At 52.4% G+C, this 26,092-nt stretch carries 27 protein-coding genes; 17 read left to right on the top strand and 10 right to left on the bottom strand.

Annotated elements, in window-relative coordinates; translation table 11 throughout:
• Window positions 1–42: 42 nt before the first annotated feature.
• Window positions 43–1,059: a serine protease gene (locus E6Q52_RS12345; RefSeq protein ID WP_292822473.1), complete on the bottom strand. Its 1,017-nt coding sequence runs from the start codon at window positions 1,057–1,059 to the stop codon at window positions 43–45.
• Window positions 1,060–1,208: 149 nt separating this feature from the next.
• Between E6Q52_RS12345 and E6Q52_RS12350 the strand changes: the two genes are divergently transcribed.
• Entirely contained in the window at window positions 1,209–1,949 is a 741-nt protein-coding gene (locus tag E6Q52_RS12350) for a dienelactone hydrolase family protein (protein ID WP_292822475.1), read from the top strand.
• Window positions 1,950–2,119: 170 nt separating this feature from the next.
• Window positions 2,120–3,634: an NADP-dependent phosphogluconate dehydrogenase gene (gene gndA, locus E6Q52_RS12355; protein WP_292822477.1), complete on the top strand. Its 1,515-nt coding sequence runs from the start codon at window positions 2,120–2,122 to the stop codon at window positions 3,632–3,634.
• A 227-nt stretch (window positions 3,635–3,861) separates the two neighbouring features.
• On the opposite strand, the gene E6Q52_RS12360 is transcribed toward gndA, so the two are convergent.
• The gene (locus E6Q52_RS12360; protein ID WP_292822479.1) at window positions 3,862–4,050 is read right to left on the bottom strand and encodes a hypothetical protein; all 189 of its coding nucleotides are present in this window, start codon (window positions 4,048–4,050) and stop codon (window positions 3,862–3,864) included.
• A gap of 335 nt (window positions 4,051–4,385) precedes the next feature.
• Between E6Q52_RS12360 and thiS the strand changes: the two genes are divergently transcribed.
• The 6 genes from thiS (at window position 4,386) to ubiA (ending at window position 8,569) form a co-directional block, all read left to right on the top strand.
• On the top strand, window positions 4,386–4,589 hold the full coding sequence (thiS, locus tag E6Q52_RS12365) for a sulfur carrier protein ThiS (RefSeq protein ID WP_019883728.1): 204 nt from the start codon (window positions 4,386–4,388) through the stop codon (window positions 4,587–4,589).
• Between the two features lie 47 nt (window positions 4,590–4,636).
• Entirely contained in the window at window positions 4,637–5,419 is a 783-nt protein-coding gene (locus tag E6Q52_RS12370) for a thiazole synthase (protein ID WP_292822481.1), read from the top strand.
• 2 nt (window positions 5,420–5,421) lie between these two features.
• A complete protein-coding gene (apaG, locus tag E6Q52_RS12375; RefSeq protein ID WP_292822483.1) occupies window positions 5,422–5,805 on the top strand; it encodes a Co2+/Mg2+ efflux protein ApaG in 384 nt (127 codons plus the stop codon).
• A gap of 109 nt (window positions 5,806–5,914) precedes the next feature.
• Window positions 5,915–7,114: an MltA domain-containing protein gene (locus tag E6Q52_RS12380; RefSeq protein ID WP_292822522.1), complete on the top strand. Its 1,200-nt coding sequence runs from the start codon at window positions 5,915–5,917 to the stop codon at window positions 7,112–7,114.
• Between the two features lie 5 nt (window positions 7,115–7,119).
• A complete protein-coding gene (locus tag E6Q52_RS12385) occupies window positions 7,120–7,674 on the top strand; it encodes a chorismate lyase (RefSeq protein WP_292822485.1) in 555 nt (184 codons plus the stop codon).
• Window positions 7,675–7,696: 22 nt separating this feature from the next.
• Window positions 7,697–8,569: a 4-hydroxybenzoate octaprenyltransferase gene (gene ubiA / locus E6Q52_RS12390; protein WP_292822487.1), complete on the top strand. Its 873-nt coding sequence runs from the start codon at window positions 7,697–7,699 to the stop codon at window positions 8,567–8,569.
• On the opposite strand, the gene E6Q52_RS12395 is transcribed toward ubiA, so the two are convergent.
• Complete coding sequence (locus tag E6Q52_RS12395) at window positions 8,552–10,195, bottom strand: hypothetical protein (protein ID WP_292822489.1); 1,644 nt, start codon at window positions 10,193–10,195, stop codon at window positions 8,552–8,554. The genes ubiA and E6Q52_RS12395 overlap by 18 nt on opposite strands.
• A 348-nt stretch (window positions 10,196–10,543) precedes the next feature.
• Here E6Q52_RS12395 and rplM point away from each other — a divergent pair, with 348 nt between their 5' ends.
• The 6 genes from rplM to erpA all read left to right on the top strand — a co-directional run bounded on the left by rplM (window position 10,544) and on the right by erpA (window position 13,784).
• Window positions 10,544–10,972 (top strand): 50S ribosomal protein L13, encoded by a 429-nt coding sequence (gene rplM, locus E6Q52_RS12400; protein WP_091471473.1) that lies wholly within the window; start codon window positions 10,544–10,546, stop codon window positions 10,970–10,972.
• 22 nt (window positions 10,973–10,994) lie between these two features.
• Window positions 10,995–11,387 carry a 30S ribosomal protein S9 gene (gene rpsI / locus E6Q52_RS12405; RefSeq protein WP_194741207.1) on the top strand — a complete coding sequence of 131 codons (393 nt, stop codon included), beginning with the start codon at window positions 10,995–10,997 and terminating at the stop codon, window positions 11,385–11,387.
• 118 nt (window positions 11,388–11,505) lie between these two features.
• Window positions 11,506–12,552, top strand: coding sequence for an N-acetyl-gamma-glutamyl-phosphate reductase (gene argC, locus E6Q52_RS12410; RefSeq protein ID WP_292822494.1), 1,047 nt, complete (start codon window positions 11,506–11,508; stop codon window positions 12,550–12,552).
• Window positions 12,552–12,914 carry a hypothetical protein gene (locus E6Q52_RS12415; RefSeq protein ID WP_292822496.1) on the top strand — a complete coding sequence of 121 codons (363 nt, stop codon included), beginning with the start codon at window positions 12,552–12,554 and terminating at the stop codon, window positions 12,912–12,914. The genes argC and E6Q52_RS12415 overlap by 1 nt, the downstream gene beginning before the upstream one ends.
• Before the next feature lie 68 nt (window positions 12,915–12,982).
• Window positions 12,983–13,375, top strand: coding sequence for a polymer-forming cytoskeletal protein (locus E6Q52_RS12420; protein ID WP_292822498.1), 393 nt, complete (start codon window positions 12,983–12,985; stop codon window positions 13,373–13,375).
• A 52-nt stretch (window positions 13,376–13,427) separates the two neighbouring features.
• Window positions 13,428–13,784, top strand: a complete 357-nt coding sequence (erpA, locus tag E6Q52_RS12425; protein ID WP_292822500.1) for an iron-sulfur cluster insertion protein ErpA — start codon at window positions 13,428–13,430, stop codon at window positions 13,782–13,784.
• Window positions 13,785–13,852: 68 nt separating this feature from the next.
• On the opposite strand, the gene gltA is transcribed toward erpA, so the two are convergent.
• Together gltA and E6Q52_RS12435 are read right to left on the bottom strand one after the other, a co-directional pair.
• Window positions 13,853–15,142 (bottom strand): citrate synthase, encoded by a 1,290-nt coding sequence (gene gltA / locus E6Q52_RS12430; protein WP_292822502.1) that lies wholly within the window; start codon window positions 15,140–15,142, stop codon window positions 13,853–13,855.
• A 164-nt stretch (window positions 15,143–15,306) separates the two neighbouring features.
• Window positions 15,307–16,434 (bottom strand): anhydro-N-acetylmuramic acid kinase, encoded by a 1,128-nt coding sequence (locus E6Q52_RS12435; RefSeq protein ID WP_292822524.1) that lies wholly within the window; start codon window positions 16,432–16,434, stop codon window positions 15,307–15,309.
• 119 nt (window positions 16,435–16,553) lie between these two features.
• Here E6Q52_RS12435 and tyrS point away from each other — a divergent pair, with 119 nt between their 5' ends.
• Window positions 16,554–17,786, top strand: coding sequence for a tyrosine--tRNA ligase (gene tyrS / locus E6Q52_RS12440; RefSeq protein WP_292822504.1), 1,233 nt, complete (start codon window positions 16,554–16,556; stop codon window positions 17,784–17,786).
• Window positions 17,787–17,830: 44 nt separating this feature from the next.
• Here the strand turns inward: tyrS and E6Q52_RS12445 are convergent, their stop codons facing one another.
• The 5 genes from E6Q52_RS12445 to E6Q52_RS12465 are packed head-to-tail and all read right to left on the bottom strand — an operon-like array spanning window position 17,831 to window position 22,473.
• Window positions 17,831–19,378: an RNA polymerase factor sigma-54 gene (locus E6Q52_RS12445; protein ID WP_292822506.1), complete on the bottom strand. Its 1,548-nt coding sequence runs from the start codon at window positions 19,376–19,378 to the stop codon at window positions 17,831–17,833.
• Window positions 19,379–19,384: 6 nt separating this feature from the next.
• Window positions 19,385–20,131: an LPS export ABC transporter ATP-binding protein gene (lptB, locus tag E6Q52_RS12450; RefSeq protein WP_292822508.1), complete on the bottom strand. Its 747-nt coding sequence runs from the start codon at window positions 20,129–20,131 to the stop codon at window positions 19,385–19,387.
• A gap of 11 nt (window positions 20,132–20,142) precedes the next feature.
• Entirely contained in the window at window positions 20,143–20,799 is a 657-nt protein-coding gene (gene lptA, locus E6Q52_RS12455; protein ID WP_292822510.1) for a lipopolysaccharide transport periplasmic protein LptA, read from the bottom strand.
• A 15-nt stretch (window positions 20,800–20,814) separates the two neighbouring features.
• Window positions 20,815–21,447 (bottom strand): LPS export ABC transporter periplasmic protein LptC, encoded by a 633-nt coding sequence (gene lptC / locus E6Q52_RS12460; protein WP_292822512.1) that lies wholly within the window; start codon window positions 21,445–21,447, stop codon window positions 20,815–20,817.
• A 24-nt stretch (window positions 21,448–21,471) separates the two neighbouring features.
• The gene (locus E6Q52_RS12465; protein ID WP_292822514.1) at window positions 21,472–22,473 is read right to left on the bottom strand and encodes a KpsF/GutQ family sugar-phosphate isomerase; all 1,002 of its coding nucleotides are present in this window, start codon (window positions 22,471–22,473) and stop codon (window positions 21,472–21,474) included.
• Between the two features lie 231 nt (window positions 22,474–22,704).
• Here E6Q52_RS12465 and E6Q52_RS12470 point away from each other — a divergent pair, with 231 nt between their 5' ends.
• Window positions 22,705–24,681, top strand: coding sequence for a cation:proton antiporter (locus E6Q52_RS12470; protein ID WP_292822516.1), 1,977 nt, complete (start codon window positions 22,705–22,707; stop codon window positions 24,679–24,681).
• A 76-nt stretch (window positions 24,682–24,757) separates the two neighbouring features.
• Window positions 24,758–25,768: an FAD-binding oxidoreductase gene (locus E6Q52_RS12475; RefSeq protein WP_292822518.1), complete on the top strand. Its 1,011-nt coding sequence runs from the start codon at window positions 24,758–24,760 to the stop codon at window positions 25,766–25,768.
• The last annotated feature ends 324 nt before the right edge of the window (window positions 25,769–26,092 follow it).

A 26,092-nucleotide genomic window follows, 5' to 3' on the forward strand; every position in this document is an offset into this window, starting at 1 on the left:
TCAAAAAAACGTATTCTATCAGAGCGCGCGGGCTTGATCATGCTACGGCTGCGGAGACAGGCGCTGTTGAATCTCCGGCCAGGCCTGACTATCGAGTTGCCGGAGATGTTGCTCGGCGTTGCTTAATAGCGTGGGCTGTTGCGTTTGTTGCGCCAGGATGGCGAGTCCGCTCCAGGCGTCAATATGGGCTGGTTGCAAGCTGACTGCGCGTTCGTAGGCTTGCTGCGCCGGAGCAGCTTGCCCTTGGCCATGTAGCGCACTGCCTAAGTAAAAATTGGCTTCTGCCGATTGTGGCTCTTGCCTAAGCCATGCGTGCGCAATGCTTTCTAGCGCCTGCCAGTCGCCGGTTTGATAAGGTTGTACCACTTGCATCCAGTATGGGCGGGCCTCTACAGGCGCATCCCAAAAAGCGGTGGCATCCGGCACGGTGCTGGTTGCAGGCGGCTGTTGCATCAGGGATTGAATCCACTCGACGGGCACGCTGTAAAAGTAAGCCTGTTTGCCGGGACTTTTAAAGGTGCTCAGTGAGACCAGTTCACCGGCCTGGTTGAATGTCGGGCTGCCACTGGAGCCCATGATAAAGGCGGCATCCGTGCGCACAATCAGGCTGCCATCGTAAGGATATAAGGCGCGCACTTTGCCGGCGATGGTCTGTGGTTTGGGTGGGCCGCCCGGAAAGCCAATCGAAAATACCTCGTCGCCATAATGCAGTGAAGCGGCTGAGGCGAGTTTGACTGCGGGTAGTTCAAGGTATTTGAATTTGAGTAGGCAGATATCATGTCGCCAATCGGCAATCATCTCAACCGGGCTCATGCTGTCGCCAAACTTGGAGATGCTGATGCCGTTGCTGTTGGCGACCACATGGCAGTTGGTGGCGACGGTGTCTTTATCAACCACGACTCCGCTGCCGACCCCGTGGCCGCCGTTGTTGGTCAAGGCGTGCACCTTAACTACCGAGGCTTTAAGGTGGTAAACCAGGTCAAGATCGGGCTGTGCAAGTGCCGACTGTGTCAGCAGGCCGTAAGCTATCAATGTAAAGATGTAAGGCAATAAGCGCATATGAACTCCAATGACAGGTTGCAAGGGCGATTCCAATCCAGATTGGACCCAAAAATGCAAAAAAAATGCATTCCTGCCCACAAAGCCGTGAAAAGGCATGCAAACAGCGCTAGAATAGCCGATATTTTTGATTGTCTTAAGGATTTACCATGCTGATTACAAGCGAAATCGTCGATTTGAACACTCCGACCGGGGTGATGCGTACTTATGTTCATCGTCCAAAACACGATGGCAAGGTGCCAGCGGTTTTGTTTTACTCTGAAATTTTTCAGCAAACTGGCCCGATTGAGCGTGCGGCACGCTTTTTAGCCGGTCATGGTTATGCCGTGTTGGTGCCAGAAGTATTTCATGAGTTAAATCCGATTGGCACCGTATTAGGTTACGACGACGCTGGCCGCGACAAAGGTAATGCTGACAAGATGGCCAAAGACGTGCAAGTCTATGACACCGACAACCGTGCCATGATCGATTACCTGAACACACAAGCATGGTATGACGGTAATCTGGGGGCTGCGGGCTTCTGTATCGGCGGCCATCTGGCTTTCCGCGCAGCGTTACAGCCAGAAGTGAAAGCCACTGCCTGCTTCTATGCGACCGATTTGCATACCAATATTATTCCAAACAAACCAGGCCAGCACAGCATGGAGCGCGTCAATGAGATCAAGGGCGAGTTGCTCATGATCTGGGGTAAGCAAGACCCGCATATCCCGGGCGACAAGCGCGCCGAGCTGTATAACCGCTTTGCCGCTTTGCCTGGGTTGCATTACACCTGGCACGAATTTAATGGGCAACATGCCTTCATGCGCGATGAAGGGGAACGTTACGATGCGCAACTGGTCAATTTGGGGTATCAGTTGACCTTGCAAATGTTCGGAAACGTACTCAAGTAAGTGATTGCTAACAAACTTGAGTGAAAGAAAACTACGGTGCTGAATATAGTATGCCAGTTGCGAATTTCAACACAACGCGCATGCAATATCCAATACATACCCTAGTCCAAGCACAGGCCAAAAGCCTGTGCTTTTTTTACAACTAAATTAACCATTTATTAGAGATAACTATGACTACAAAAAATGCGGATATTGGATTGGTGGGATTGGCAGTGATGGGCCAAAACCTGGCGCTTAACATTGCGGATCACGGCTATACCATTGCGGTCTATAACCGTGACCCAAAAAAAATGCTGAACTTCATCGAGGAATGCAAAAAGAATGAGCCTTCGCACGAGCGCGTGGTGGGCCATGCCGACTTGGCTTCTTTTGTATTGAGCATCAAACGTCCACGTAAAATTGTGCTGCTGGTGAAAGCCGGGAGTGCGACTGACGTGACGATTAACGCGTTGCTGCCATTTTTGGAGCAGGGCGACATTATCATTGATGGCGGTAATGCTTTGTGGACGGACACCATCCGTCGTGAAAAAGAGCTGGCTGCCAAAGGTATCGAGTTTATTGGCTCTGGCGTATCTGGTGGTGAAACCGGTGCGCGTTTTGGCCCTTCATTGATGCCATCTGGCACACGCAAGGCCTGGTCTAGCCTGGAGCCAATCTGGCGTGATATCGCCGCCAAAGTGGACCCAGTGACTGGCGCACCTTTAGAAGGTGGCACACCAGGCAAACCGGTGCAAGGTGGTTTCTCCTGTGCTGAGTATATCGGCCCAGACGGTGCTGGCCATTATGTGAAAATGGTGCACAACGGCATTGAATATATTGATATGCAGCTGATCTGCGAAGCTTACTGGTTAATGAAAAACTTGCTGGGCATGCCAGCCGATGAAATTGGTAAAGTATTTGCCGAGTGGAACAAAGGCGAGTTGTCCAGCTTCCTGATCGAAATCACCGCCGATATCCTGCAACAAAAAGACCCTGCCGGTAAAGGCTTCCTGGTTGACCAAATTCTGGATACCGCCGGTCAGAAAGGCACTGGTCAATGGACTGCTGCCAACGCATTGGAACTTGGCGCACCTGCGAACGCGATTGCGGCGGCGGTGTATGCCCGCGCGTTGTCCAGCCTGAAAGAAGAGCGCGTAGAAGCGAGCAAAATTCTTAAAGGCCCGGCGATTGTGCAAGAGAAAGACAAAGCTGCCATTATTGAAGCAATCAAGAATGCCTTGTATTGCTCCAAAATCTGCGCTTACGCACAAGGCTTCCAGCTGATCGACAAAGCACAAGTGGCTTACAACTGGAAACTCAACTTCGGTGAAATCGCCCAGATCTGGCGTGGTGGTTGCATCATCCGCGCGCGTTTCCTGCAAAAAATCACCGATGCTTATGCCTTGAACTCACGTCTGAAAAACCTGATGCTGGATCCATACTTCACCAATGCGATGAACGAAGGCCAGGCTGGCTGGCGTAAGGTGATTGCACTGGCGGTAACCAATGGTATTCCGGCGCAAGGCTTTGCCGCTGCGCTGGCGTATTACGATGGTTACAGAAGCGCAGATTTGCCAGCAAACCTGTTGCAAGGTCAGCGCGACTACTTCGGCGCGCATACTTATGAGCGTAAAGACCAACCACGTGGCCAGTTCTTTCACTTGGATTGGCCAGAAGCCGGTCGTCCGCAACTGGCGATTGAGTAAGGGCTATGCAGGGCACCCGCAATGGTGTCCGTGCGATGTATAAATAAAAAAGATGGCGCTAGTCGCCATCTTTTTTTTGTGAAATGATCAGAAAGCCGTATTTTAGGGGAGGCAACGCTAGCTACAGGCTGAATTCAAATCAGTGTATTGAGGCTCAATGCATGCATCTGCATTGAGTAAAAAAACGTGACCCGCTACCGGGTCTTGCGCCAGCGAGTAATGCGTGATTAAACGCAGTCGCAGCTGGATTCCAGAAAACGATGTAACTCGTTAATGGCTTTGGTGTGTTGCTGTGCTTCAATGGCGGCTTTTGCATCTGCCAGGTTTGCGGCAGAAGGATTCAAGCTAGGCGCATAAATTTCGTCCACTAAAAAAAGTTTGGACGGTGTGGCTTGGTGTGACTGTGCGATTTGCATTTCAATATTCCTTTTGGGATTTCCAATATTCGGGGCACAAAACGGCGAATTGTGTTCGTCGTGCATGTGGCGCCAAAATTAACAAAAAGTTCCTTGTACAGCAATGTGATCTCTGCCGTGATGACCAAACTTGTCAATTTCTTACGACATATTTGTATTGCTACAACATACAAGCAAACATGGTGCCATGTTTAATCACCTTAACGCATGCCTATCCTGTTAGGATGACAGGGCTTGAATGGCGCATGAAAAAAGACTGCGCATGAAAAACTGAAAGCCAAATGCGCTGATTTTTCGTAAAATATCGGCTTGATTAATCAAAAATGAAGAGCAGCATGCAAATTTTTGTCAATGGTAAGGCCACGCCATTGCCCGCTGAGGCTATGAGTGTGCTGGCGCTGGTGGAGCATATGCAGCTTACCGGCAAGCGCATCGCCATTGAGCGCAATGGCGATATTGTGCCGCGTAGCCAGTTTGCCGAGGTGCAGTTGCAGGCGGATGATAAATTGGAAATTGTAGGCGCCGTTGGTGGCGGCTAGTCGTTGATCGGCTGGTATTGAAAAGAATGGAATAGAGAGTTTTGAATATGAGCGACGCTTTGGTCATTGCCGGTAAGTCTTATCAGTCCCGGTTGTTGGTGGGCACCGGTAAATATGCCGATTTCACGCAGACACGTGCTGCGATTGACGCCAGTGGCGCCGAGATTATCACTGTTGCGATTCGCCGCACCAATATCGGCCAAAATGCCAACGAGCCCTCTTTGCTGGATTATTTGCCGCCGAGCGAGTTTACCTATCTGCCGAATACGGCGGGTTGTTACAGTGCAGAAGACGCGGTGCGCACATTGCGCCTGGCGCGCGAGTTACTGGATGACCATCGACTGGTCAAGCTGGAGGTGTTGGGCGACCCTAACACCTTGTATCCGAATGTGATGGAAACCATTGCGGCGGCCAAAACCTTGGTGAAAGAAGGGTTTGAGGTCATGGTGTATACCTCGGATGACCCGATTATCGCCAAGCAGCTGGAAGACATTGGCTGTGTGGCCGTGATGCCGTTGGCGTCATTGATTGGCTCCGGCATGGGCATCTTAAACCCGTGGAACCTGCAGATTATCATTGAGAGCGCCAATATTCCGGTCTTGGTCGATGCGGGTGTGGGCTGTGCTTCAGATGCGGCCATCGCCATGGAGCTGGGCTGTGCCGGCGTGCTGATGAACACCGCCATTGCTGCGGCGCGTGACCCGGTGCTGATGGCCGGTGCCATGAAAAAAGCCGTTGAGGCTGGACGCGAGTCATTTTTGGCTGGGCGTATGGCGAAAAAACTGTATTCTGCCAGCCCCAGTTCACCAACCACCGGAATGATAGGTTAAACGTGACCGATAAAAGCTTATATGCGTGTGAGGTCTCGGTCGTCACCGAGTATTTGCAAGCGCAATCGTCACCAGAGGCCGGACAGTATGTGTACGCTTACACCATTACCATCCGCAATACTGGCCAGACGCCAGTGCAACTCATCAGCCGTCATTGGGTCATTACTGATGCCATGCAGCAGGTGCGCGAGGTCAAAGGCTTGGGTGTGGTGGGTGAGCAGCCCTTGCTGGCGCCCGGTGCCGAGTATAGCTATACCAGCAGCGTGATGTTCAGCACGCCCAGTGGCGAAATGTATGGCGCCTATCAAATGGTGGCGGTGGATGGCCATTGGTTTGAGGTGGATATCCCGACCTTTTGGTTGCATCAGGCTGCCGGTTTGCACTAAGTGTATTAATTCGGCTGACTTAATCCGGCGTATGCATACGCCAAATATCGACATTGCAAAAAACAACACAGTGATAGCCACCAACCATATACTCAAATTCTGCCAGGCGATCGTGCTGGCCTCCATGTGCTTGCTGGCGGGTTGCCAAAGCGTGCCGCCCGCTACCAAGCCACCAGTCACCAAGCCAACCACACCAGCTAAGCCGCCTGTGGCGCCTACATCTGAAAAGCCAGCGGCGAGCAATGTGCCAACGCAGTCATATGCCTTGTTAAAGCCTGCCAGTTGGGCAGAATTGCCTGGGCTGGCAAAAGAGGACTGGGTTGCGAGCTGGCGCGCGTGGTTGCAGGGCTGCCAGGGGCTGAAAAACAAGCCTGACTGGCAAGCTGTTTGTGCTGCAGCTTTGCTGGTGAAGGTCGATGACGTTGTGGCCATTCAGGCCTACTGGCAACAATCCTTTAATGTGTACCAAACGCAACAGCCAGAAGGGGCGCCGCAAGGCTTGATCACGGGCTACTATCAGCCGGTATTAAAAGGGGCGCGCGCCGCCAGCGCCCGCTACCCAGTGCCACTCTATAAAACGCCCACCGACCTGATTACGGTGAATTTGTCCGCGCTATTTCCTGAGCTTAAATATAAGCGCGTGCGTGGCCGTGTGCAAGGGCAGTCATTAATCCCTTATTACAGTCGTGCCGAGATTGAGCAAATGCAATCGCCCCTGGCTGGAAATGAGTTGTTGTGGGTTGATGATGCGGTAGAGGCGTTCTTTTTGCAGGTGCAAGGCTCAGGCATTGTCGAGCTGGAGAATGGTGAGCGAGTCCCTGTGGGCTATGCGGACCAAAATGGGCATCCTTATCAGTCAATAGGCAAGCTATTGGTCGAGCGCGGCGAGATGGTGGCGAGTGAAGCCTCTATGCAGGGCATCAAGAACTGGGGTCTGCAGCACCCTGATCAACTGCGCGCCTTGCTGGATGCAAACCCTAGCTATGTGTTTTTTAAACTGTTGCCTGCAGGCTTGTCAGGGCCACTTGGTGCGTTAGGTGTGCCATTAACCGCAGCCCGCAGCATTGCGGTGGATCCGTTTTACATACCACTGGGTGCGCCAGTATACCTGGCGACGACGTATCCAAATTCAGAGACACCCTTGCAGCAATTGATGCAGGCGCAAGATACTGGCGGCGCGATTAAAGGCGGCGTGCGGGCCGATGTCTATTGGGGCGAGGGCGACTCTGCCGGTAAGTTGGCAGGCGCGATGCGCCAGCAAGGGCAGTTGTGGGTGTGGTTGCCTAAAACATTCCCGTTGCCGCACTAGCTGTCATGCATCGCGTTGAGGACAGGCAAGACTCTGGCTGGCAAGCTCGCATTGTCGGTCACACGCCTTTGCGTCCGTGGTTGCAGGAGCGCGGGTCATTAACGGCGCGTTTAAAAAAACAATATCCCGATTTTGCTGTACAGGTATTGTCGCAAGGCTGGCGCAAGCCGAATATCGACGAACGGGGATTGCTACAGTTGCCCGCTGCCACCCATGCCTGGGTGCGTGAAGTGATGCTGATGGGCGAGGGGCAGCCGCAGGTGTTTGCGCACAGTGTCATTGCCCGTCAGGATCTCCGAGGGGCATGGTGTCAGTTGCGCACCATCGGCCGCGTGCCGTTGGGCGCGGCACTGTTTGCCAACGCGAGTGTGCGGCGCGGTCGTTTGCACTACCGCAAGTTGTCATCCGGGCACCCGCTGCACCAGGCTTTTTGCCGTCATGTTCCTCTGCCGTCGCGGCAAGTCTTGTGGGCCAGGCGCTCATTATTTTGTCTGCGCCATTATCGCTTGCTGGTCACAGAGGTGTTTTTGCCGTCTTGCGCCCGGCCATCTGTTCGTTAATCCTTATCAGGAATCCTTTTTTATGCGATCACTCGCTCCATGGCATGCCTATTACCGGCTGACGCGGCTGGATAAACCGATTGGTATCTGGTTGTTGTTATGGCCGACCTTGTGGGGGCTGCTGATTGCCGGACACGGCCAGCCGCGGCCATGGGTGGTGCTAGTGTTTGTGTTAGGGACTATTTTGATGCGCTCAGCAGGCTGCGCCCTCAATGATATCGCTGACCGCCATTGGGATGGCGCCGTCGCGCGCACCAACCAGCGGCCGCTGGCGACAGGCGAAATCTCTGTCAAAGAAGCCTACCTGGTTGCCGCCGGATTGTCGTTGCTGGCGTTTGCGCTGGTGTGTACGCTGGGATGGCAGGTGGTGTTGTGGTCTGTGCCCGCGCTGTTTCTGGCGGTCAGTTATCCTTACACCAAGCGCTTTTTTGCGATTCCACAAGCGTATCTGGGTATTGCGTTTGGCTTTGGCATCCCGATGACTTTTGTCGCTTTGCAAGGGCAGGTGCCTGCGGTTGCCTGGTGGCTATTGCTGGCGAATGTCTGCTGGTCGGTGGCCTACGACACGGCTTATGCCATGGTCGACCGCGAAGATGACCTCAAAATAGGCATCCGCTCTTCGGCTATCACCTTCGGTCGTTTTGATGTGCTGGCGATTATGGCGTGCTTTGCTGCCATGCTGCTGATATTGGCCTACGTGGCGCATCTGCTGGCGCTAGGCTGGCCATTCTGGCTGGGCTGGGCTGTCGCGGCGGCGCAGCTATGGCGGCAATATACGCTGATTCGTCAGCGGCAGGCCCGTGATTGTTTCAAGGCTTTTTTAGAGAATTTCTGGATTGGTGCGGCATTGACTGCCGGGCTGGCGGCAAGTGATTGCCTAGGCGGACTTGCGTAATGTGGCAGGTTCGTCCAGCTCAAAGCTGAAGTCTGTCCAATACTGAAACGGCGTGTGTTCTACCGGCGCCAGAATATAAAGGTCTTCTGACAGTTGCTGCAGTTCGCGCAAGTTGCCACTCATTGGCTCTTCATGGTCAGCTGTTTTTGGCGCAGGTGGCACTGCAGGCAAGTTTTGCGTCTGGCAGGCAATTTCTTTAAGCAGCATCAAATCTTCAAACACGCTGCGCTCAAACCCCATGCGTGGCACCAGTCGTGTGTTATACACCAGGTCATCAATCAAGGCGATCACCTGCGGTGTGCCCCAGGCTTGCTGTAAGGCTTTCATCACGCGCGGGAACGATTCAATGCCTTGTTGTTTCAAGTCCGGCGCATGTTCTACGTTGAGGTTGAAGTGCTTGCGACACTCGCCGGCCACAATGTCAAACTCTTGCTTTTTGCCTTCTTTTGATAGCAGATCCAGCAAATACAGCCACATCCAAGGTGACGATTTCGGGTGTTTGGTCAGGTGTTGCTGTAAATGATCAATGGCCTGGTTGACGCGGCCATGCGTAAACAGCCGTGAAGCGTCTTGCATCACGGCCTGTGTGCTTTGCTGAGAGCTCACCTTTTGCGGCACGCTGTGTGGCATCACTGTATCGTCGTTGGCATGCATAGGCACCGACTTTAAGCGGCTGCTTGGTTTGCTGGCTGCAGGTGGCTGTGTTGGCGTATTCATGCTATGTGTGCCACCCTGGCTCGCCGGAAAACCTGTGGCTGAAAAAGCGTTGCTGCTCAGTGGCCGTGTCGCTGGGCCTGATGCGCCATCGCTGGGTGTGGCTGATGTTTCAGTGTGCTTAGCGGTGCGGCGTGGCTTCATGACTTTTGGCACTGCAGCATGACGACGCAACCAATCGGCAAAGAAGAAGCCACTGGCAATCAGTGCGAGTCCGAGCGCGATGACCAGCGTGCGCAATAAGTGGTTTTCGTTTTGTAGTTGCGTCAGCTGTGTTTTCAGGGTGCTTAATATCGTGGCTTGCGCCAGATTGCTGGCATACAGCACATCCGATTTTGTTTGTAATTGCTTGAAGTTTTGTTGCAGATCGTTGATCTGTGCTTGCAGCGCTGTATAGGCTTCTACAGGGATCGCGGGCGGTGCTGGGGGGGGTGCAACTATTTCTGCTTGAACAGCAGCAACTGGCGCAGGGATTGCGCTGCTGACTGGGGGTGTGACAGCAATAGTCACTGTATTGTCAGGCCGAATCGTCATGGTTTGCCGCGTGTGCTGGCAGCGATCGGTTAAGGTCAGCGTCAATGGGCTGACAATGGCAGCGTCAGACCACAGCATTAAGACACCTTGCTGACTCGACAGCGTCGTGTACTCGAGGTGCACAGGCGGGGTGTCTGGTGAGGCTTGTGGAGAGGATTGGCTCAGGCTGAAGCAACTAATGTCCGTGTCTGGCTGTACCTGCTGCAGCGGCAGTTGCGCCATGAGTGGCTGGCCTGGTGCCGATTCAATGCTCAGTGCACTGAATTCGGCGGCTTTTAACACTGAGATAAACGTAAACAGCAGCAATGCGCATAGCCATCGCCAGCCGGTGGCGGCGTGAAAGCGTTGCTGTTTAACCTGATATACGCCTGTGAGCATCAAAAGAGTTATTGTTAGTCGCGTTGCTGGTGTTTGGTTAAGCCCTGTTGTCTAGTTAAGCCTAACGGGTCAAAAGTAAACAGGTGCCAAAAGTCTAAACTTGAGCTAATATAGCATCCGATTGCAATTATCCTTGAAAAAACAAGGGTCATTTGCGATAAAAGCACGTTTTATGCGGCGTAATTTGCAAAAATGATGGCAAAAAAGCCACAAAACTGCATGCCCGCGCCAGTGGCGTTCTCCATACAGCTGGTTACGATTATTTTAGAATAATTCGTTGACAAGCTTTCTTATGCTGGCATATAATCCGCCCTCTTAATTTATACGCTATAACTCGGTAGTTATAAAATGAAAACTTTTTCAGCAAAATCGCATGAAGTACAACGTGACTGGTTCGTGATTGACGCCACAGACTTGGTATTGGGTCGTTTGGCCAGCGCAATCGCTCATCGCCTGCGTGGTAAGCACAAAGCTATTTACACACCACACGTAGACACCGGTGATTACATCGTTGTGATCAATGCAGACAAGATTAAAGTAACTGGTAACAAAGCGGGTGACAAGCTGTATCACCGCCACTCCGGTTACCCAGGCGGTATCACAACGACTTCATTCTCAAAAATGCAAGACCGTTTCCCAGGTCGTGCGTTGGAGAAAGCTGTGAAAGGCATGTTGCCAAAAGGTCCTTTGGGCTATGCCATGATCAAAAAAATGAAAGTGTATGCGGGCGACAAGCACGAGCACATTGCGCAGCAACCGCAACCATTAACCATCTAATTTAAGACGATTAGGATAAAACATGATCGGTAAATACAACTACGGCACAGGCCGCCGCAAAAGTTCAGTGGCACGTGTGTTTTTGAAGTCCGGCAGTGGCAACATCGTGGTCAACGATAAGCCAGTTGACGTTTACTTCTCACGCGAAACTTCTCGCATGATTTTGCGTCAACCGCTGGAATTAACTAACAACACAGCGAGCTTTGATATTCTGGTGAATGTGCATGGTGGTGGTGAATCCGGTCAAGCGGGTGCAGTACGTCATGGCATTACCCGTGCGTTGATTGACTACGATGCAGCTTTGAAGAGCGCATTGTCTCACGCTGGTTTCGTAACACGTGATGCACGTGAAGTTGAACGTAAGAAAGTCGGCCTGCGTAAAGCGCGTCGTCGGAAACAGTTCTCCAAACGTTAATTTCCAACGTTTGTTACAAACCTGTTGTGCAAAAAGGTCGCATTGGCGGCCTTTTTCATTTATATTGTTTAACCTTTTATGCATGAGCCGTTGTTGAACGCGCATCTGGTTTAAATATATGGAAAAAATCAAAGTTGGCATTGTCGGTGGAACGGGTTATACCGGAGTAGAGTTGCTGCGTTTGCTGGCAAGACATCCTGATGTGCAATTACAAGTGATTACCTCCAGGGGTGAGGCTGGGTTGCCTGTCGCCGATATGTTTCCCAGCTTGCGTGGTGTGGTTGATCTCAAGTTCAGCGATCCGGCCACGGTCGATCTGACCCAATGTAATGTGGTCTTTTTTGCCACACCGCATGGTGTTGCCATGGCGCAAACGCCTGCGCTGGTGGCAGCTGGCGTGAAGGTCATCGACCTGGCGGCGGATTTCCGCCTGCAAGATGCAGCTGAATTCGAAAAATGGTACAAGTTGCCGCATAGCTGTACGGACGTATTGAAAGATGCCGTCTATGGTTTGCCGGAGTTGTATGCTGCGGATGTACAGCAGGCAGATGTGATCGGTAATCCTGGTTGCTATCCGACGACGGTATTGCTTGGCCTGGCACCGCTACTGGAAAACGGCTGGATTGATTTCTCCGTGCCTATTATAGCGGATGCCAAATCCGGGGTCTCCGGTGCCGGTAGAAAAGCCGAGGTGGGCACTTTATTCTCAGAGTCCAGTGATAACCTTAAAGCCTACGGCGTGGCCGGGCACAGGCACCACCCTGAAATTCTGGCGCAGTTAAAGAAACTGTCGGGTAACGATGCGGTCAACCTCATATTCGTCCCGCATTTGATCCCTATGATTCGTGGCATGCTGACCACCTTGCATGTAAAGCTCAACGCCCAAGGCAAACAGCAAGTGTTGCAACAAGTGTATGAGCAACGCTATCAGGGGGCCACGTTTGTGGACGTGATGCCTGCTGGGTCGCTGCCCGAAACCCGCTCGGTGCGTGGTGCCAACGTTTTGCGGATGGCGCTATACCCACAAGCAGGCGATTATGTCACAATCATTGTTGTACAGGACAATCTGGTCAAAGGTGCTTCTGGTCAGGCCGTGCAGAATATGAACCTGATGTTTAATCTGGCGCCAGATGCCGGATTGCAAGTGTTGCCGTTGTTGCCCTAATGATCAGGCCCATCCGCAGACGACTGAGAAACCATTTTGGCCTCACCGCCAAACAAGTGGCTGTGCGTTCGCATAGACCCTGGTATTTTCAGGGCATGCTGGCGGTAGCTTATGTGGTGGTTGGGTTTGGCCTGGCTTACTGGGTGGTGCATGATGATGATGGTGAACATATCCGCCAGCGCTTGCGGCAAGTCACCACCGAAAACATTGAATTACAGAAAAAACTGATTGCCTCGCAGCGCGAGCTACAGGTTGAATTAGCCACCAGTAATAATCTGGCTAAAACACTGACTGCGCAGCAGGACGAAAACATCAAGCTGAAAGAAGAATTGGTGTTTTACAAGAATATGACCAAGCGTTAGCTGCATGCATGATATGGCTGATGAAGCATCCTCATCGCCATTTAAGTTAATTCGGAACAGGAAGTAGCATGTTTTTCAAAAAAAGCGTTCAAATCGACAGCCATATTGATACCTTGATTGGCCATGAAACTCAAATCACGGGCAATATGCAATTTGCGGGGGGCTTAAGAATAGATGGTTTGATTGCCGGTAATGTGATTGAAAAGCGTGAGCATCCAAGCACACTGATTATTAGTGAAAATGGGGCAGTGACAGGCGCAGTAGAAGCCTCTAAAATCGTATTAAACGGCATGATACGCGGGCCAGTGCGCTCCTCAGTGTTTATTGAGCTGCAAAGTAAAGCGCGCATTGTCGGTGATTTGTACTATAAATCGCTGGAAATGCATACTGGCGCGGTGATTGAAGGAAAACTGATTTACCTAGGCGAGCAGCCTGAAGTTGCACCGCCAGAAGCGACTTGAAATTCACACTTTCGTCGCCATATTGTTATTGAGAATTTGACAGGAGTCTATGATGACCACAGAAGCCACCCTTGAAATGCCAGTGCCGTTGGTGTTTACCGACAACGCGGCCAAAAAAGTAAAAGAATTGATCGATGAAGAAGGATCACCTGACCTGAAACTACGCGTGTTTGTCAGCGGTGGCGGTTGTTCAGGCTTTCAATACGGGTTCACCTTTGAAGAAGAGGTGAATGACGATGACACGCAAGTGGATAAAGACGGCGTGATCTTGCTGATTGACCCGATGAGCTTACAATATCTGGCCGGTGCCGAGATTGATTACACCGACAGCCTGCAAGGTTCACAGTTTGTGATTCGTAACCCGAACGCCACCACCACTTGCGGTTGCGGTAGCTCGTTCTCAGTTTAACGACTGCGTACCAGACAAATAAAAAACGCTGGGTGAGCCCGGCGTTTTTTATTTTTGATGACAGCTGCTTAGCGCTGATGCAGCGGCACAAACTCTCTTCTTTCTGAGCCGACATATAGCTGGCGTGGGCGGCCGATTTTTTGCTCAGGGTCGGCATTCATTTCACACCATTGTGAAATCCAGCCAGCGGTACGTGCCAGGGCAAAAATAGCGGTAAACATAGAGTTAGGAATGCCCATCGCACGCATGACGATGCCGCTGTAGAAGTCGACATTTGGATACAGTTTACGTGAGACGAAGTACTCGTCTTCGAGCGCGATTTTTTCCAGTTCCATGGCCAGTTTGAACATGGGGTCGTCATGCAGGCCAAGCTCGTTCAGCACTTCATGGCAGGTTTTACGCATGATGGAGGCGCGTGGGTCCATGTTGCGGTAAACACGGTGACCGAAGCCCATCAGGCGGAAGCTGTCAGTTTTGTCTTTCGCGCGCTTGATGAATTCGCCAATACGGCTGACATCACCAATTTCTTCCAGCATGTTCAGTGTGGCCTCGTTGGCACCGCCATGGGATGGGCCCCAAAGCGAGGCGATACCCGCAGCGATACAGGCAAACGGGTTGGCACCACTGGAGCCCACCAGGCGCACGGTGGAGGTGGAGGCATTTTGTTCATGGTCTGCGTGCAGCAGCAAGATACGCTCAAAGGCGCGTGCCAGAATCGGATTGGGCACATATTCTTCGCACGGCGTGGCGAACATCATGTGCATAAAGTTTTCTGCGTAGCCCAGCGTGTTTTTTGGGTACATGAATGGCTCGCCGATATTGTATTTGTAGCTCCAGGCGGCAATGGTCGGCACTTTGGCCAGCAGGCGCATGGCGGCTACTTTGCGTGATTCAGGGTCGGCGACGTTATTGTTGTCTGGATAGAAGGCTGCCATGGCGCCGACGACCGCAATCATGACGGCCATCGGGTGGGCGTCACGACGAAAACCACGAAACACGTTGCTCATCTGGTCATGCAGCATGGTGTGCTGGCGGATGGTGCCGACAAACGCTTCACGCTGTTGCAGGGTTGGTAACTCGCCATTGAGCAGCAGGTGTGAGACTTCGAGGAAATCACAGTTTTCCGCCAGTTGTTCAATCGGGTAGCCACGGTAATAAAGCAGACCTTGCTCACCATCAATAAAGGTAATGCCCGAGGTGCAGGCCGCGGTGGACATAAAGCCGGGGTCAAAGGTGAAGTAACCATGTTTGCCCAGGTTGCGGATGTCGATGACATCTGTGCCCAAACTGCCTTTTAAGACGGGCAATTCTATCGTCGTGCTGTCGTTGTCAAATGTAATGGTTGCTTTGGTAGCCATAACGTACTCTGTTTAAGTCTAGGTTGTATAAATTATACGCAATCGTTTTTGAATATGGTGGCTTGTGCCGAAATGAGCCAGGAAAAGTTAAAAAATCGCTAGTTATCCTGCACCAGTTTAAATCAAAGGCTTAGTGCATTCGCACCGCTTTAGTGTCTTTTACGTTAGCGCGGGTAAATGGCACCCAGCACACGCGGACCTGCGGCCCCAGTGACGGCAGGCAGGTTGCCCGGCCGCTGATCTACGCAGCGTTGTGCCAGCCAGGCAAAAGCCACGGCTTCTACCCAGTCCACGCCGATGCCCAGGGCGTCTGTGCGTTGCACCGGCAAGCCACACAAGGTTTGCAATCTGTCGATCAAGGCCAGGTTGTGCGCACCACCGCCACACACATACACTGCTTGCGCCCCGCGGCAGTGTTGCTGTAATGCCTGGGCAATGCTCACGGCGGTGAGCTCCAGCAATGTGCGAGCGACATTTTGTGGGCTGTCAGCATGGGCTTGCGAGTGGGCGTCGAGCCAGGCTTGGTTAAACAGGTCGCGTCCGGTACTTTTGGGCGCAGGCAGCGCAAAATAGCCATCAGCCAGCATGGCGTTGAGCAAGGCTTGATTCACGCTGCCGCCAGCGGCCCACTGGCCGCCTGCATCATAGGTCTGGCCGGTGTGTTGCAGCGTCCAGGCGTCCATCAGCAGGTTGCCGGGGCCGGAATCAAATCCAATGACCTGGCCGTTAGGCGGTAAATCGCTCAGGTTGGCGATGCCACCGATATTGATCATCACGCGGTGTTGATCTGGCACGGCAAACAGTGCCTGGTGAAACGCAGGCACCAAGGGTGCACCCTGGCCGCCAGCTGCCATATCCCGGCTGCGGAAATCTCCTACCACGCTAATGCCAGTGCGCTCAGCCAGGCGGGCGTGGTTGCCCAATTGCAGGGTATAGGCCTCGCCGTTGGCGAGGTCGGGGCAGTGGCGTATGGTTTGCCCATGGCAGCCAATGGCCGTCACCGCTGCTGCAGAGATATTCGCTGTTTGTAGCAATCCCTGTACGGCAGTGGCATACAAGTCAGCCAGGCGGTTAGACACCACGGCCGCAGTATGCAGTTCGTTAACGGCGGGTGTATGCAAATCGAGTAAGACTTGCCTGATTTCTGCCGGGTAGGGCAAAAAATACTGGCCTTGTTGCACCAGCTCTTCACCCTGTTGTGCGACCACTACGGCATCCACCCCATCCAGACTGGTACCAGACATCAAGCCAATAAATAGGCGGGGTTGAGTGGGGGTAGCGGCAAAATTCATAAGGTATAAGTGTAACACTGCTGATGCCTTGCTTACAGAAATGCCCGGGATTACGTTAAAATAGCTGTTTTACTTTTATGGCGAAGTGCGCTGAAACCGTACCTCAAAAAAGACTCTTTATGACAGACGTAAACCAAGCTTCAGCCGAAGCGCTTAGTCCAGACATCGTGAATGCACTGGCGATCATCAAGCGTGGCGCTGATGAGCTGTTGATCGAACAAGAGCTGATTGCAAAGCTGAAAACCGGCAAACCGCTACGCGTGAAAGCGGGCTTTGACCCGACCGCACCAGATTTGCATCTGGGCCATACCGTGCTGATTAATAAATTGCGCCAGTTGCAGGACCTGGGCCACCAGATTTTATTTCTGATTGGCGACTTTACCGGCATGATTGGCGACCCCACAGGGAAAAGTACCACGCGCCCGCCCTTGACCGTAGAGCAGGTGAAAATCAACGCCGATACTTATGCTGAGCAAGTGTTCAAGATTCTGGACCCGGCCAAAACCCAAATTGTGTTTAACTCAACTTGGTTAACCGATCTCGGGGCGGCAGGCATGATCAAGTTAGCGGCTAGCCACACGGTGGCGCGTATGCTGGAGCGTGATGATTTCTCCAAGCGCTTTAAAGGTAATCAGCCGATTGCGATTCACGAGTTTTTATACCCTTTATTGCAAGGCTATGACTCTGTGGCGTTGCAGGCTGATTTGGAGTTAGGCGGCACAGACCAGAAGTTTAACCTGCTCATGGGGCGTGAGTTGCAAAAGCAGGCCGGGCAGTCGCCACAATGTGTGCTCATGATGCCGCTCCTTGAAGGCCTGGACGGCGTCAATAAAATGTCCAAGTCTTTGGGCAATTACATCGGGATCAGCGAAGCGCCGGAGGCAATTTTTGCTAAAATCATGTCGATTTCTGATGATTTGATGTGGCGTTATATCGACTTGCTGTCATTTGCCACGCTGGAAACCATTGCCCAGTGGAAGGCGCAAGTGGCTGCTGGCGAGAATCCGCGCAATATCAAGGTTGGGTTTGCACAGGAAATCGTTGCCCGTTTTCATGGTGAGCCTGCGGCTGAGAAAGCCCTGCAAGACTTCCAGACACGCGCTAAAGGCGGCATTCCGGATGAGGTGCCTGAGGTGGAGGTGACCATAGAAGGTGACACGATTGGCATCAGCCAGTTGCTCAAACAGGCAGGCCTGGTGGAGAGCAGCAGTGAAGCCATGCGCGCGGTCCAGCAGGGCGGCGTCAAGCTGGATAGCGTCAAGGTAGAAGATAAGAATCTGGCGCTGGCAAAAGGCGTCACGGTTGTCGCGCAGGTGGGTAAGCGCAAGTTTGCCAAAGTCAGCATTAAGTAAAAGCGTTGATAAGTAAAAAGGCCGCATTTGCGGCCTTTTTTGTTTTAAAGCGATTTGCGTAAATTGGCTGGTGGAATACTCAGTGATTCGCGGTATTTGGCAATGGTGCGTCGCGCGACCACGATGCCTTGCTGCGCCAGCGTGTCAGTGATTTGATTGTCTGATAATGGTTTTTTCGGATTTTCTTCGGCCACCATTTGTTTAATCAGGGCGCGAATTGCAGTTGCCGAGCAGGAGCCACCAGCATCGGTGGCGACTGAACTGCCAAAGAAGTATTTCAACTCAAACACACCGCGCGGCGTGAGCATATACTTATGCGTAGTCACTCGTGAAACGGTACTTTCGTGCAAATCCAGCTCTTCGGCAATCTCGCGTAATACTAATGGCCGCATGGCAATTTCGCCATGTTCAAAAAAGTTACGCTGGCGATCTACAATGGCTTGCGACACGCGCAAGATGGTAGAAAAGCGCTGCTGGATGTTTTTAATCATCCACTTGGCTTCTTGCATCTGGCTTTGCAGGTATTGGCCAGAGCTTTCGCGGTTGCGCTTGAGGATGTCGGCATACAACTGGTTGATCCGCAGCTTGGGGATCACACCATCATTGAGCGACGCCATCCAGATGCCTTTGATTTTCTTGACCACCACATCGTGCTGGATAAAGTGGTCGTGACTAAAGGTCGCAAACTCGCTGCCGGGCTTGGGATTTTGCTGGCGGATCAGTGTTTGCGCGCCTTTGAGCGTGGTTTCATCGCAACTGAGCAGTTTGCGCAGTTTGACAAAGTCTTTATTGGCCAGCAACGCCAGGTGCTCTTTGGCAATCGCCATCGCCGTGCGCAAATAAGGCGTGTCAGCAGGCAGCACTTGCAATTGCAGCACGATACATTCGCGCAGATCGCGCGCACCGACACCAATTGGATCCAGATTTTGAATCAGTTTAAGCGCGGTTTCCAGTTCCAGTAACTCGACTTCCAGTTCTGGCGGCAACAGGTCGACAATTTCCTGCAAATCCTGCTCAAGATAACCATCGTCATTAATGCCATCGAGCAAAAACTTCACCAGGTCCATGTCGCGTTTGGATAAATGCGCTAATTGAATCTGGTTGATGAGATGTTCACGCAAGCTGATGTTGCTGGCGTCCTGGCGTGAGAAGTCGCTATCTTCATCGTCGAGGTTGTTGCGGCCTGCTTCATCCCAGTTGCTGGTGCTGCCAAACTCTTCATAGTCGTCTTCAAATTCCGGCGGTGAAAACTCTTCATTCAGGTTTGGTTGTTCGCCTTCCGTGCCGCTTGTTTCGTCACGCAGTTCATCGCGCAGACTTTCTGCAGGCGGGGTGAGATCATTTTGGGTGGCGACATCGAAGGAACTTGCATCTACCGGCTCTGTGTCTGTCGAAGTAGTGGCCACAGGCGAGTTATCTTCAAACTCACCTTCTTCACCATCGGCCATTTCCAGCAGCGGATTTTCTTGCAGGATGGTTTCCAGCTCCTGACTCAGCTCCAGCGTCGACAACTGTAACAGCCTGATAGACTGCTGCAACTGCGGGGTGAGCGCCAGATTTTGCGAAATACGTAATTGCAGGTTTTGCTTCATAGCGGGTTACAGCCTAAAATTCTTGCCCAGATAGACTTCACGTACGCCTTCGTTCTGAATGATTTCGTCGGGCGTGCCAGCGGCAAACACGGCGCCTTCATTGACGATATAAGCCCGGTCACAAATATCCAGCGTTTCGCGTACGTTGTGGTCTGTAATTAAAATACCAATATTCTGGCTACTCAGGTAGCGAATGATTTTTTGAATCTCAATCACCGCAATCGGGTCAATCCCGGCAAACGGTTCATCCAGCAAAATAAATTTAGGGTCTGTGGCCAGGCAGCGTGCGATTTCTACGCGGCGACGCTCTCCGCCCGACAAGCTCACTGCCTGGCTGTGGCGAATGTGCTGGATATGCAATTGATCCAGCAATGATTCCAGTCTTGCTTCACGCTCTTCGTCCGTGTAAGGACGGGTTTCCAGGATAGACAGAATATTGTCTGTCACCGTCATTTTGCGAAAAATAGACGCTTCTTGCGGCAGGTAAGCCAGGCCCATGCGTGCACGTTCGTGCATGGGCGCGCGGCTCACGTCTGCTCCATTGAGGGTGATGCTGCCGTCATCGAGCGCAACCAGCCCGACAATCATATAAAAACTGGTGGTTTTACCTGCGCCATTGGGGCCAAGCAAGCCAATCACTTCGCCACTACGTAGCTCAAGGGTGGTGTTTTTAACGACGGTGCGGCCTTGATAGGTTTTTTTCAGGTGGCTGACACGTAAGTGATTATGATCTGTTGAAACAGTTGTCTGCATAAGGCCGGTCTTTAAGGTTGCGCTTTCGCGGGCTCGCTGTTGCTATCGCTAGGTGCGGGCTCGACTTTGATTTGCAGTGAGCGGTTCATGCGCAGCCCTTGCTGTGAGGTTGGCTTGTTATCAATCACCGGCGGCGTGGTTTTGTTCTTGGGTTGAATCGTCGCTTTGACGCGGCTACCCGCCGTGCCGTTAGGATTGGCTTTGGTGCCACCAATGACTTCGGCATATTCTGCATTGGCGTCATAGCTGATATAGTCGCCGGTGACGACATCTTCACCGCGTTTGACCCAGGCATTGGTATAGAGTTGGACTTTGTCCATGCGTGCGTTGTACTCAATGCGCTGGCCGCTGCCTTGCATCCATTCGTTTTTACCGGTGCGTTTTTGCTTGAAAGTGGTTGGGTTGCCGGTGCAGGTGCTGTGCTGAAAGCCATCCTGATCTTCACGCACAATCATTTTGTCTGCCTTGATTTGCAGCGTGCCCTGGTTGAGGATCACATTGCCAGTATAGATGCTGATTTTTTTGGCATCGTTTACTGTCACGGTGTCCGCTTCCAGTTCTATCGGCTGGTCGCGGTCTGACTCTTCAGCCAGCGCGCTGCTTGACCACTGTAAAAGTGCCAGTAAGGCCAAGCAGGTGGCAAAAAATAATGGCTTGTGCGTGTTCAACTCATTTCTCCAGAATCAACGGCCCTTGTGACTGCCCGCTTTGGCAGGCGCTGCCGGGCTTGCCGCTTTTGCGGCGACAGGTGCGCGCACATAATGCACGTGCACCCGATTAAATAATTGCATGGTGCCTGCCTTGTTATCAAAGCGCATGCCGGTACCGGTAATCACCGTTGCCGGTTGCTGGCGGATCGTCACTGGCAAATCGGTGTAGGCCAGGTCGGTATCTGGCTCCAGTGTTAAATGCTCGGTTTGTAATTGCATTTCTGGCTTGGCCAGCGTGCCCTGGCGGATCACCTTGACCTGTTTGTTAAACTCAACCAGTTTACCATTGGCGGAGACTTTGCCATGCTGGCCATAAATTTGCGTATAGGGCTTGTCCTGCCCAAATTGAGTGAAACGCGGGCGTTGCAATTCAGTGTATTCATTATCCGGAAAGTGGCGCATTTCTGCGGCCGCCAGCACGTATTTGGTAGTGCCGGTGGCATCGGTACGTGTGCTGACAAAGTTGTATAGCATGTAATCCGGGTCGTGACGGTTTAATCGACTTAAGCTTATGCCCTGCTCTTGAACGATCTGGTTAATCCAGAATGTCAGCAGCGCCAAAAACAGCATTAACGCAATCGGCAATAAAATCGGGTGTTTAAGCATGCGAGAGTTCCGGGGGCAATACGTCTAAACGACTTTCGCCTTGAGTAAATCATGCATATTAAATGCGCCCACTAGTTGCTGTTGCTCATTCACTGCCATAAATCCATTAATTTTATACTGCTCCATCAGGTTGACTGCTTCCACCGCCATTTGTTGCGTGCCTAATAAGCGAGGCTGCGTATTCATGACTGATTTAATCGATTGTTGGGTATTGGTGTCGCCTTGCATAAACAGGCGACGCAAGTCACCGTCGGTAAACACGCCGATCGGTCGCTGCGCACTGTCTACAATCGCGGTAAAACCCATGCCTTTGCTCGAAATCTGTGCAATGGCTTCTTGTACGGTGCCATGCTCGCTGATGGACGGGATCGCATCGCCCGTGCGCATGACATCTTTAATTCTGACCAGTAATCGTCTGCCCAGGCTACCACCTGGATGCGAGCGGGCAAAGTCTTCGGCGGTAAATTCACGTAAGTCTAGTACGCACAAGGCCAGGGCGTCGCCTAACGCTAGCGCAGCCGTGGTGCTGGCAGTGGGTGCCAGCCCCAGCGGGCAGGCTTCGTGGCTCACGGCCGCGCTCAAATGCACGTCTGACTCGCGCGACAAGGTTGAGTCTTCGCTACCGGTAATGCTTAAAATGCGGGCACCGATACGGCGGATGGCTGGCAAAATATTGATGATTTCATCACTCTCGCCGGAGTTGGAGAGTGCAATGACGACATCCTCTGCCGTAATCATGCCCAGGTCGCCATGGCTGGCTTCTGCCGGATGCATGAAAAACGCCGGGGTGCCGGTGCTGGCCAGCGTGGCAGCAATTTTGCCACCGATGTGGCCAGACTTGCCCATGCCGGTGACAACGACGCGGCCGTGGCAACTGAGAATCATGCTGACAGCCGCCTCAAACTGGCTGCCGATGCGGTCTGCCAGTTGACGGATTTCATCTGCCTCGTGCAGCAGAATGCCTCGTGCACGTGTCACGATGTCTGGACTTTTCACGAGGTGGACACTTGATTTTGCTGTGTTCATGGCGAGTTAGTATAGCAAGTGACGCCCCCGGCAAGAAAGCAAAACACCGCTTTTTTGCGGATTTTTTATTAACGGGCACATTTTTTGCATAAAACAGTGTTTTGTGGCAGGATGCATCATCCTGAAACACAAGTGTTTTAGAATATATCACTGACTATTCGTCATAAATAGATTGTTTACTGACCGACACGCATCTGCCCGGTCTGACATTAATGCTTTTAGAATTTTTGCATGTTTGATTCCCTGATCCATTTATTACTACTGTTAACCAGCTCGGTGTTTGCCGTCGGGTTATTCCGTATCCTGGGGTTGCCCGCCATGCTGGCATACTTCATGATCGGCATCGTACTTGGCCCGCACGCCCTGGGCTTGCTCGAAGATGAAGAGAGTGGTCGTCAGGTGGCCGAATTCGGCATCGTATTCCTGATGTTTAGCATCGGCCTGGAATTCAGCCTGCCTAAGCTCTATGCCATGCGTAAAACCCTGTTTGGGCTGGGCGGTGGCCAGGTGGTGCTGACCTTGTTGGCCAGCCTCGTCCTCGGTAAGTTAGCCGGACTCAGCCTGACTTCGGCCTTTATTATTGGTGCGGCGATCACCATGTCGTCGACCGCCATTGTGTCCAAAATCCTCATGGAGCGGGTCGATTTAAACTCAAGGCATGGCCGCTTGAGTATCGGCGTGTTGTTATTTCAAGACCTGGCGGTGATCCCGATTCTGGTGCTGATCCAGACACTGGGCTCGCACAGCGATAACTGGCTGGATGTGCTGGGGTTGACCTTGTTCAAGTCCTCCATCCTGCTGTTTTTGCTGTTCAAATTTGGCAAAAACATCCTCAACTTCTGGTTTGAGCTGGTGGCCAAACAGCGCTCACGTGAGCTGTTTGTGCTTAATGTGCTGATGGTGACCTTGCTGATGGCCGCGGCGACTAACTTTGTTGGTTTATCGTATGCCTTGGGTGCGTTTGTCGCCGGTATGCTGATTTCAGAAACCAAATACCGCTACCAGGTGGAGTCAGACATTGCGCCGTTCCGCGATATATTGCTGGGACTGTTCTTTATCAGTGTCGGTATGTTGCTGAACGTCTCTGTGCTGGTTGAGCATATCGGCCTGATCATTTTGCTGCTGATTTTGTTCCTGGTGTTCAAGATCGGCCTCATTGCACTGTTAACCAAGTTCTACGGCTTTGAAATGGGCGTCGGCGTCCGCACCGGGATTATTCTGGGTCAGGCAGGCGAGTTTAGCTTTGTGGTGCTGGCGCTGGGCCTGCAAACCAACCTGATTGATGGCGACTCCTTGCAACTGGTGTTGTCGGTGGCCGTACTGTCTATGCTGGTCGCGCCGTTTATTATTCAAAAAAACGGGCGGATTGCGCGTGCACTGGTCAAAAGTTATAGCCGCAATAGCATCAAAGTGGTGGATACCATTCAGGAACATAGCCAGGATTTACGCGACCATGTGATTATTTGCGGCTATGGCCGTAGCGGCCAATACCTGGGGCGTTTTTTGCGTGAAGAAAATATCCCGTATGTCGCGCTGGATATGGATGCCAGCCGCGTGCAAGAGGCCGCTTCTGCCGGTGAAAATGTGATTTACGGCGATGCCGGACGGCGCTCGGTGCTGGAAGCCGCTGGCCTGGCCAGAGCCAAGGCCGTCATCATCAGTTATGCGGAAACACGCGGCACCATGAAGGTGCTACATGTGATTCAGGAGCGTAACCCTAGCCTGCCGGTGATTGTGCGTACGCACGATGACAGTGAAATGGATGCACTGAGAGACGCGGGTGCCGCCGAAGTGGTGCCAGAAATCCTCGAAGGTAGCCTGATGCTGGCCTCGCATGCGCTGGTGACTTTGGGCATTCCGCTCAACCGGGTGGTGAAACGCATCCGCTTGTTCCGTGAAGAGCGCTATAAAATGTTCAAAGGCTACTTCCGCGGCGTCAGTGATGCCGATACGGCTACTGCCTCACTGCCGCAGTTGCACTCGGTGGAAGTGTATAAGAATTTCTATGCACACGGCCTGCGACTGGACCATATTCCGTTCGGTGATTTTGCTGTTGAGGTCAAGCAGTTACGTCGCCCGAATATGCCCGAGCCAATCGCGCCCAGGGACGACATTATGCTAAATGAAGGCGATATCCTGGTATTGCTGGGCAGTAATGCCGCCTTGATTGCAATGGAAGTCTATTTGATTTCCGGACGCAAACCGTAAGACAATACACGCCTCGTGTCCTGGCAGCTTACACATCGTCCTGTCAGGCTTTTCATGCTATTTCAGAAAAAATCTTATGGCTAACAGTTCAGTCGTGGTGGTGGGTGGCGGTATTGTCGGGTGCCTTACCGCCATGCAGTTGCGAAAGCAAGGCCATACGGTCTCGCTGGTTGAACGTAATATCATTGCGGCACAAACCTCAGGCGAATCCTCATGGGCGGGGGCTGGCATAGCGTTTCCCCTATTGCCCTGGTTTTACCAGGATGTGGTCAATGAACTGGCGCTCGCCGGTGCGCGTGCTTATCCAGCTGTGAGTGCCGAGCTGTTTTCTGAAACCGGCATAGACCCGGAATGCACCCGCCATGGCATGCTGATTCAACCACCGTTTGACCTGCAACAAGCCATCGCTTGGTGCGCACGTTTCGGCCTTGAATACGTGTTGCAAGGTGACAATTTGTTGATTCCCGAAGTCGTGCAGATTCGTAACCCGCGGTTGCTGCAATCGCTCAAAGCCTGGTTGATTAAGCACGGCGTCACGTTGCGTGAGCAGACCCAACTCATGCCGCTGCAAGAAAGCAGCGCGCCGATTAAGCACTGGCAAACCACGGCTGGCGAGACATTATCTGCCGATGCCTTTGTCGTCACCTCTGGTGCCTGGAGTTTTGAATTACTCAAGCAAACGACCGCCAGCCTGGATATCAAACCCATGCGCGGGCAAATGCTGCTGTACCACATGGCGCCTGGCCTGTTGCCGCACATTGTGTATCGGGATGGCTTTTATATGCTGCAGCGTCGCGATGGCCATCTGCTGGCTGGTAGTAGCTTGGAAGATGTAGGTTTTGATACCGGCGTGACTGATAGCATGCGGCAGGAAATGCTGCAAAAAGCCGAGGCGATATTACCCGCTTTGCGCGGGCAGCCGATTATCAAACACTGGAGTGGTTTGCGCCCAGGCACGCCGCATAATATCCCCACCATCGGGCGGCATGCGCAGATAGAGAATTTGTACCTGAATACCGGGCATTTTAGGTATGGCGTGACCATGGCGCCTGAGTGCGCGCGGCGGATTGCGGCGTTGCTGGATTAAGTTGGGAAGGTTATTCTTTTTACTTCTCGGCTATATCACTGCCTCTGCGTCATTCCGGCGTAGGCCGGAATCCAGGCAAGGTGAGATAGCAGTAAAAGGTTGTTCTTTAGATTGTTCTTTGTAGGGAGGGCATTTTTGCCCACGCGGTTGTGGTTGTTTGTGAGGTTGCTTTTCGCTTTTACAGCGAGTTACTTTTCTTTGCTTGCACAAAGAATAAGTAACCAAAAGAAAGTGCACCCCAGCTTCCGCTTGTTTCCTGCGCTACTCGGCTTGCCGGGCGGTCATCGAAACTCGCCCTAGTGGCTTGCACACTGCGCAAGCCAC

The organism is Methylophilus sp. (genome assembly GCF_008015755.1).
Lineage (GTDB): Bacteria > Pseudomonadota > Gammaproteobacteria > Burkholderiales > Methylophilaceae > Methylophilus.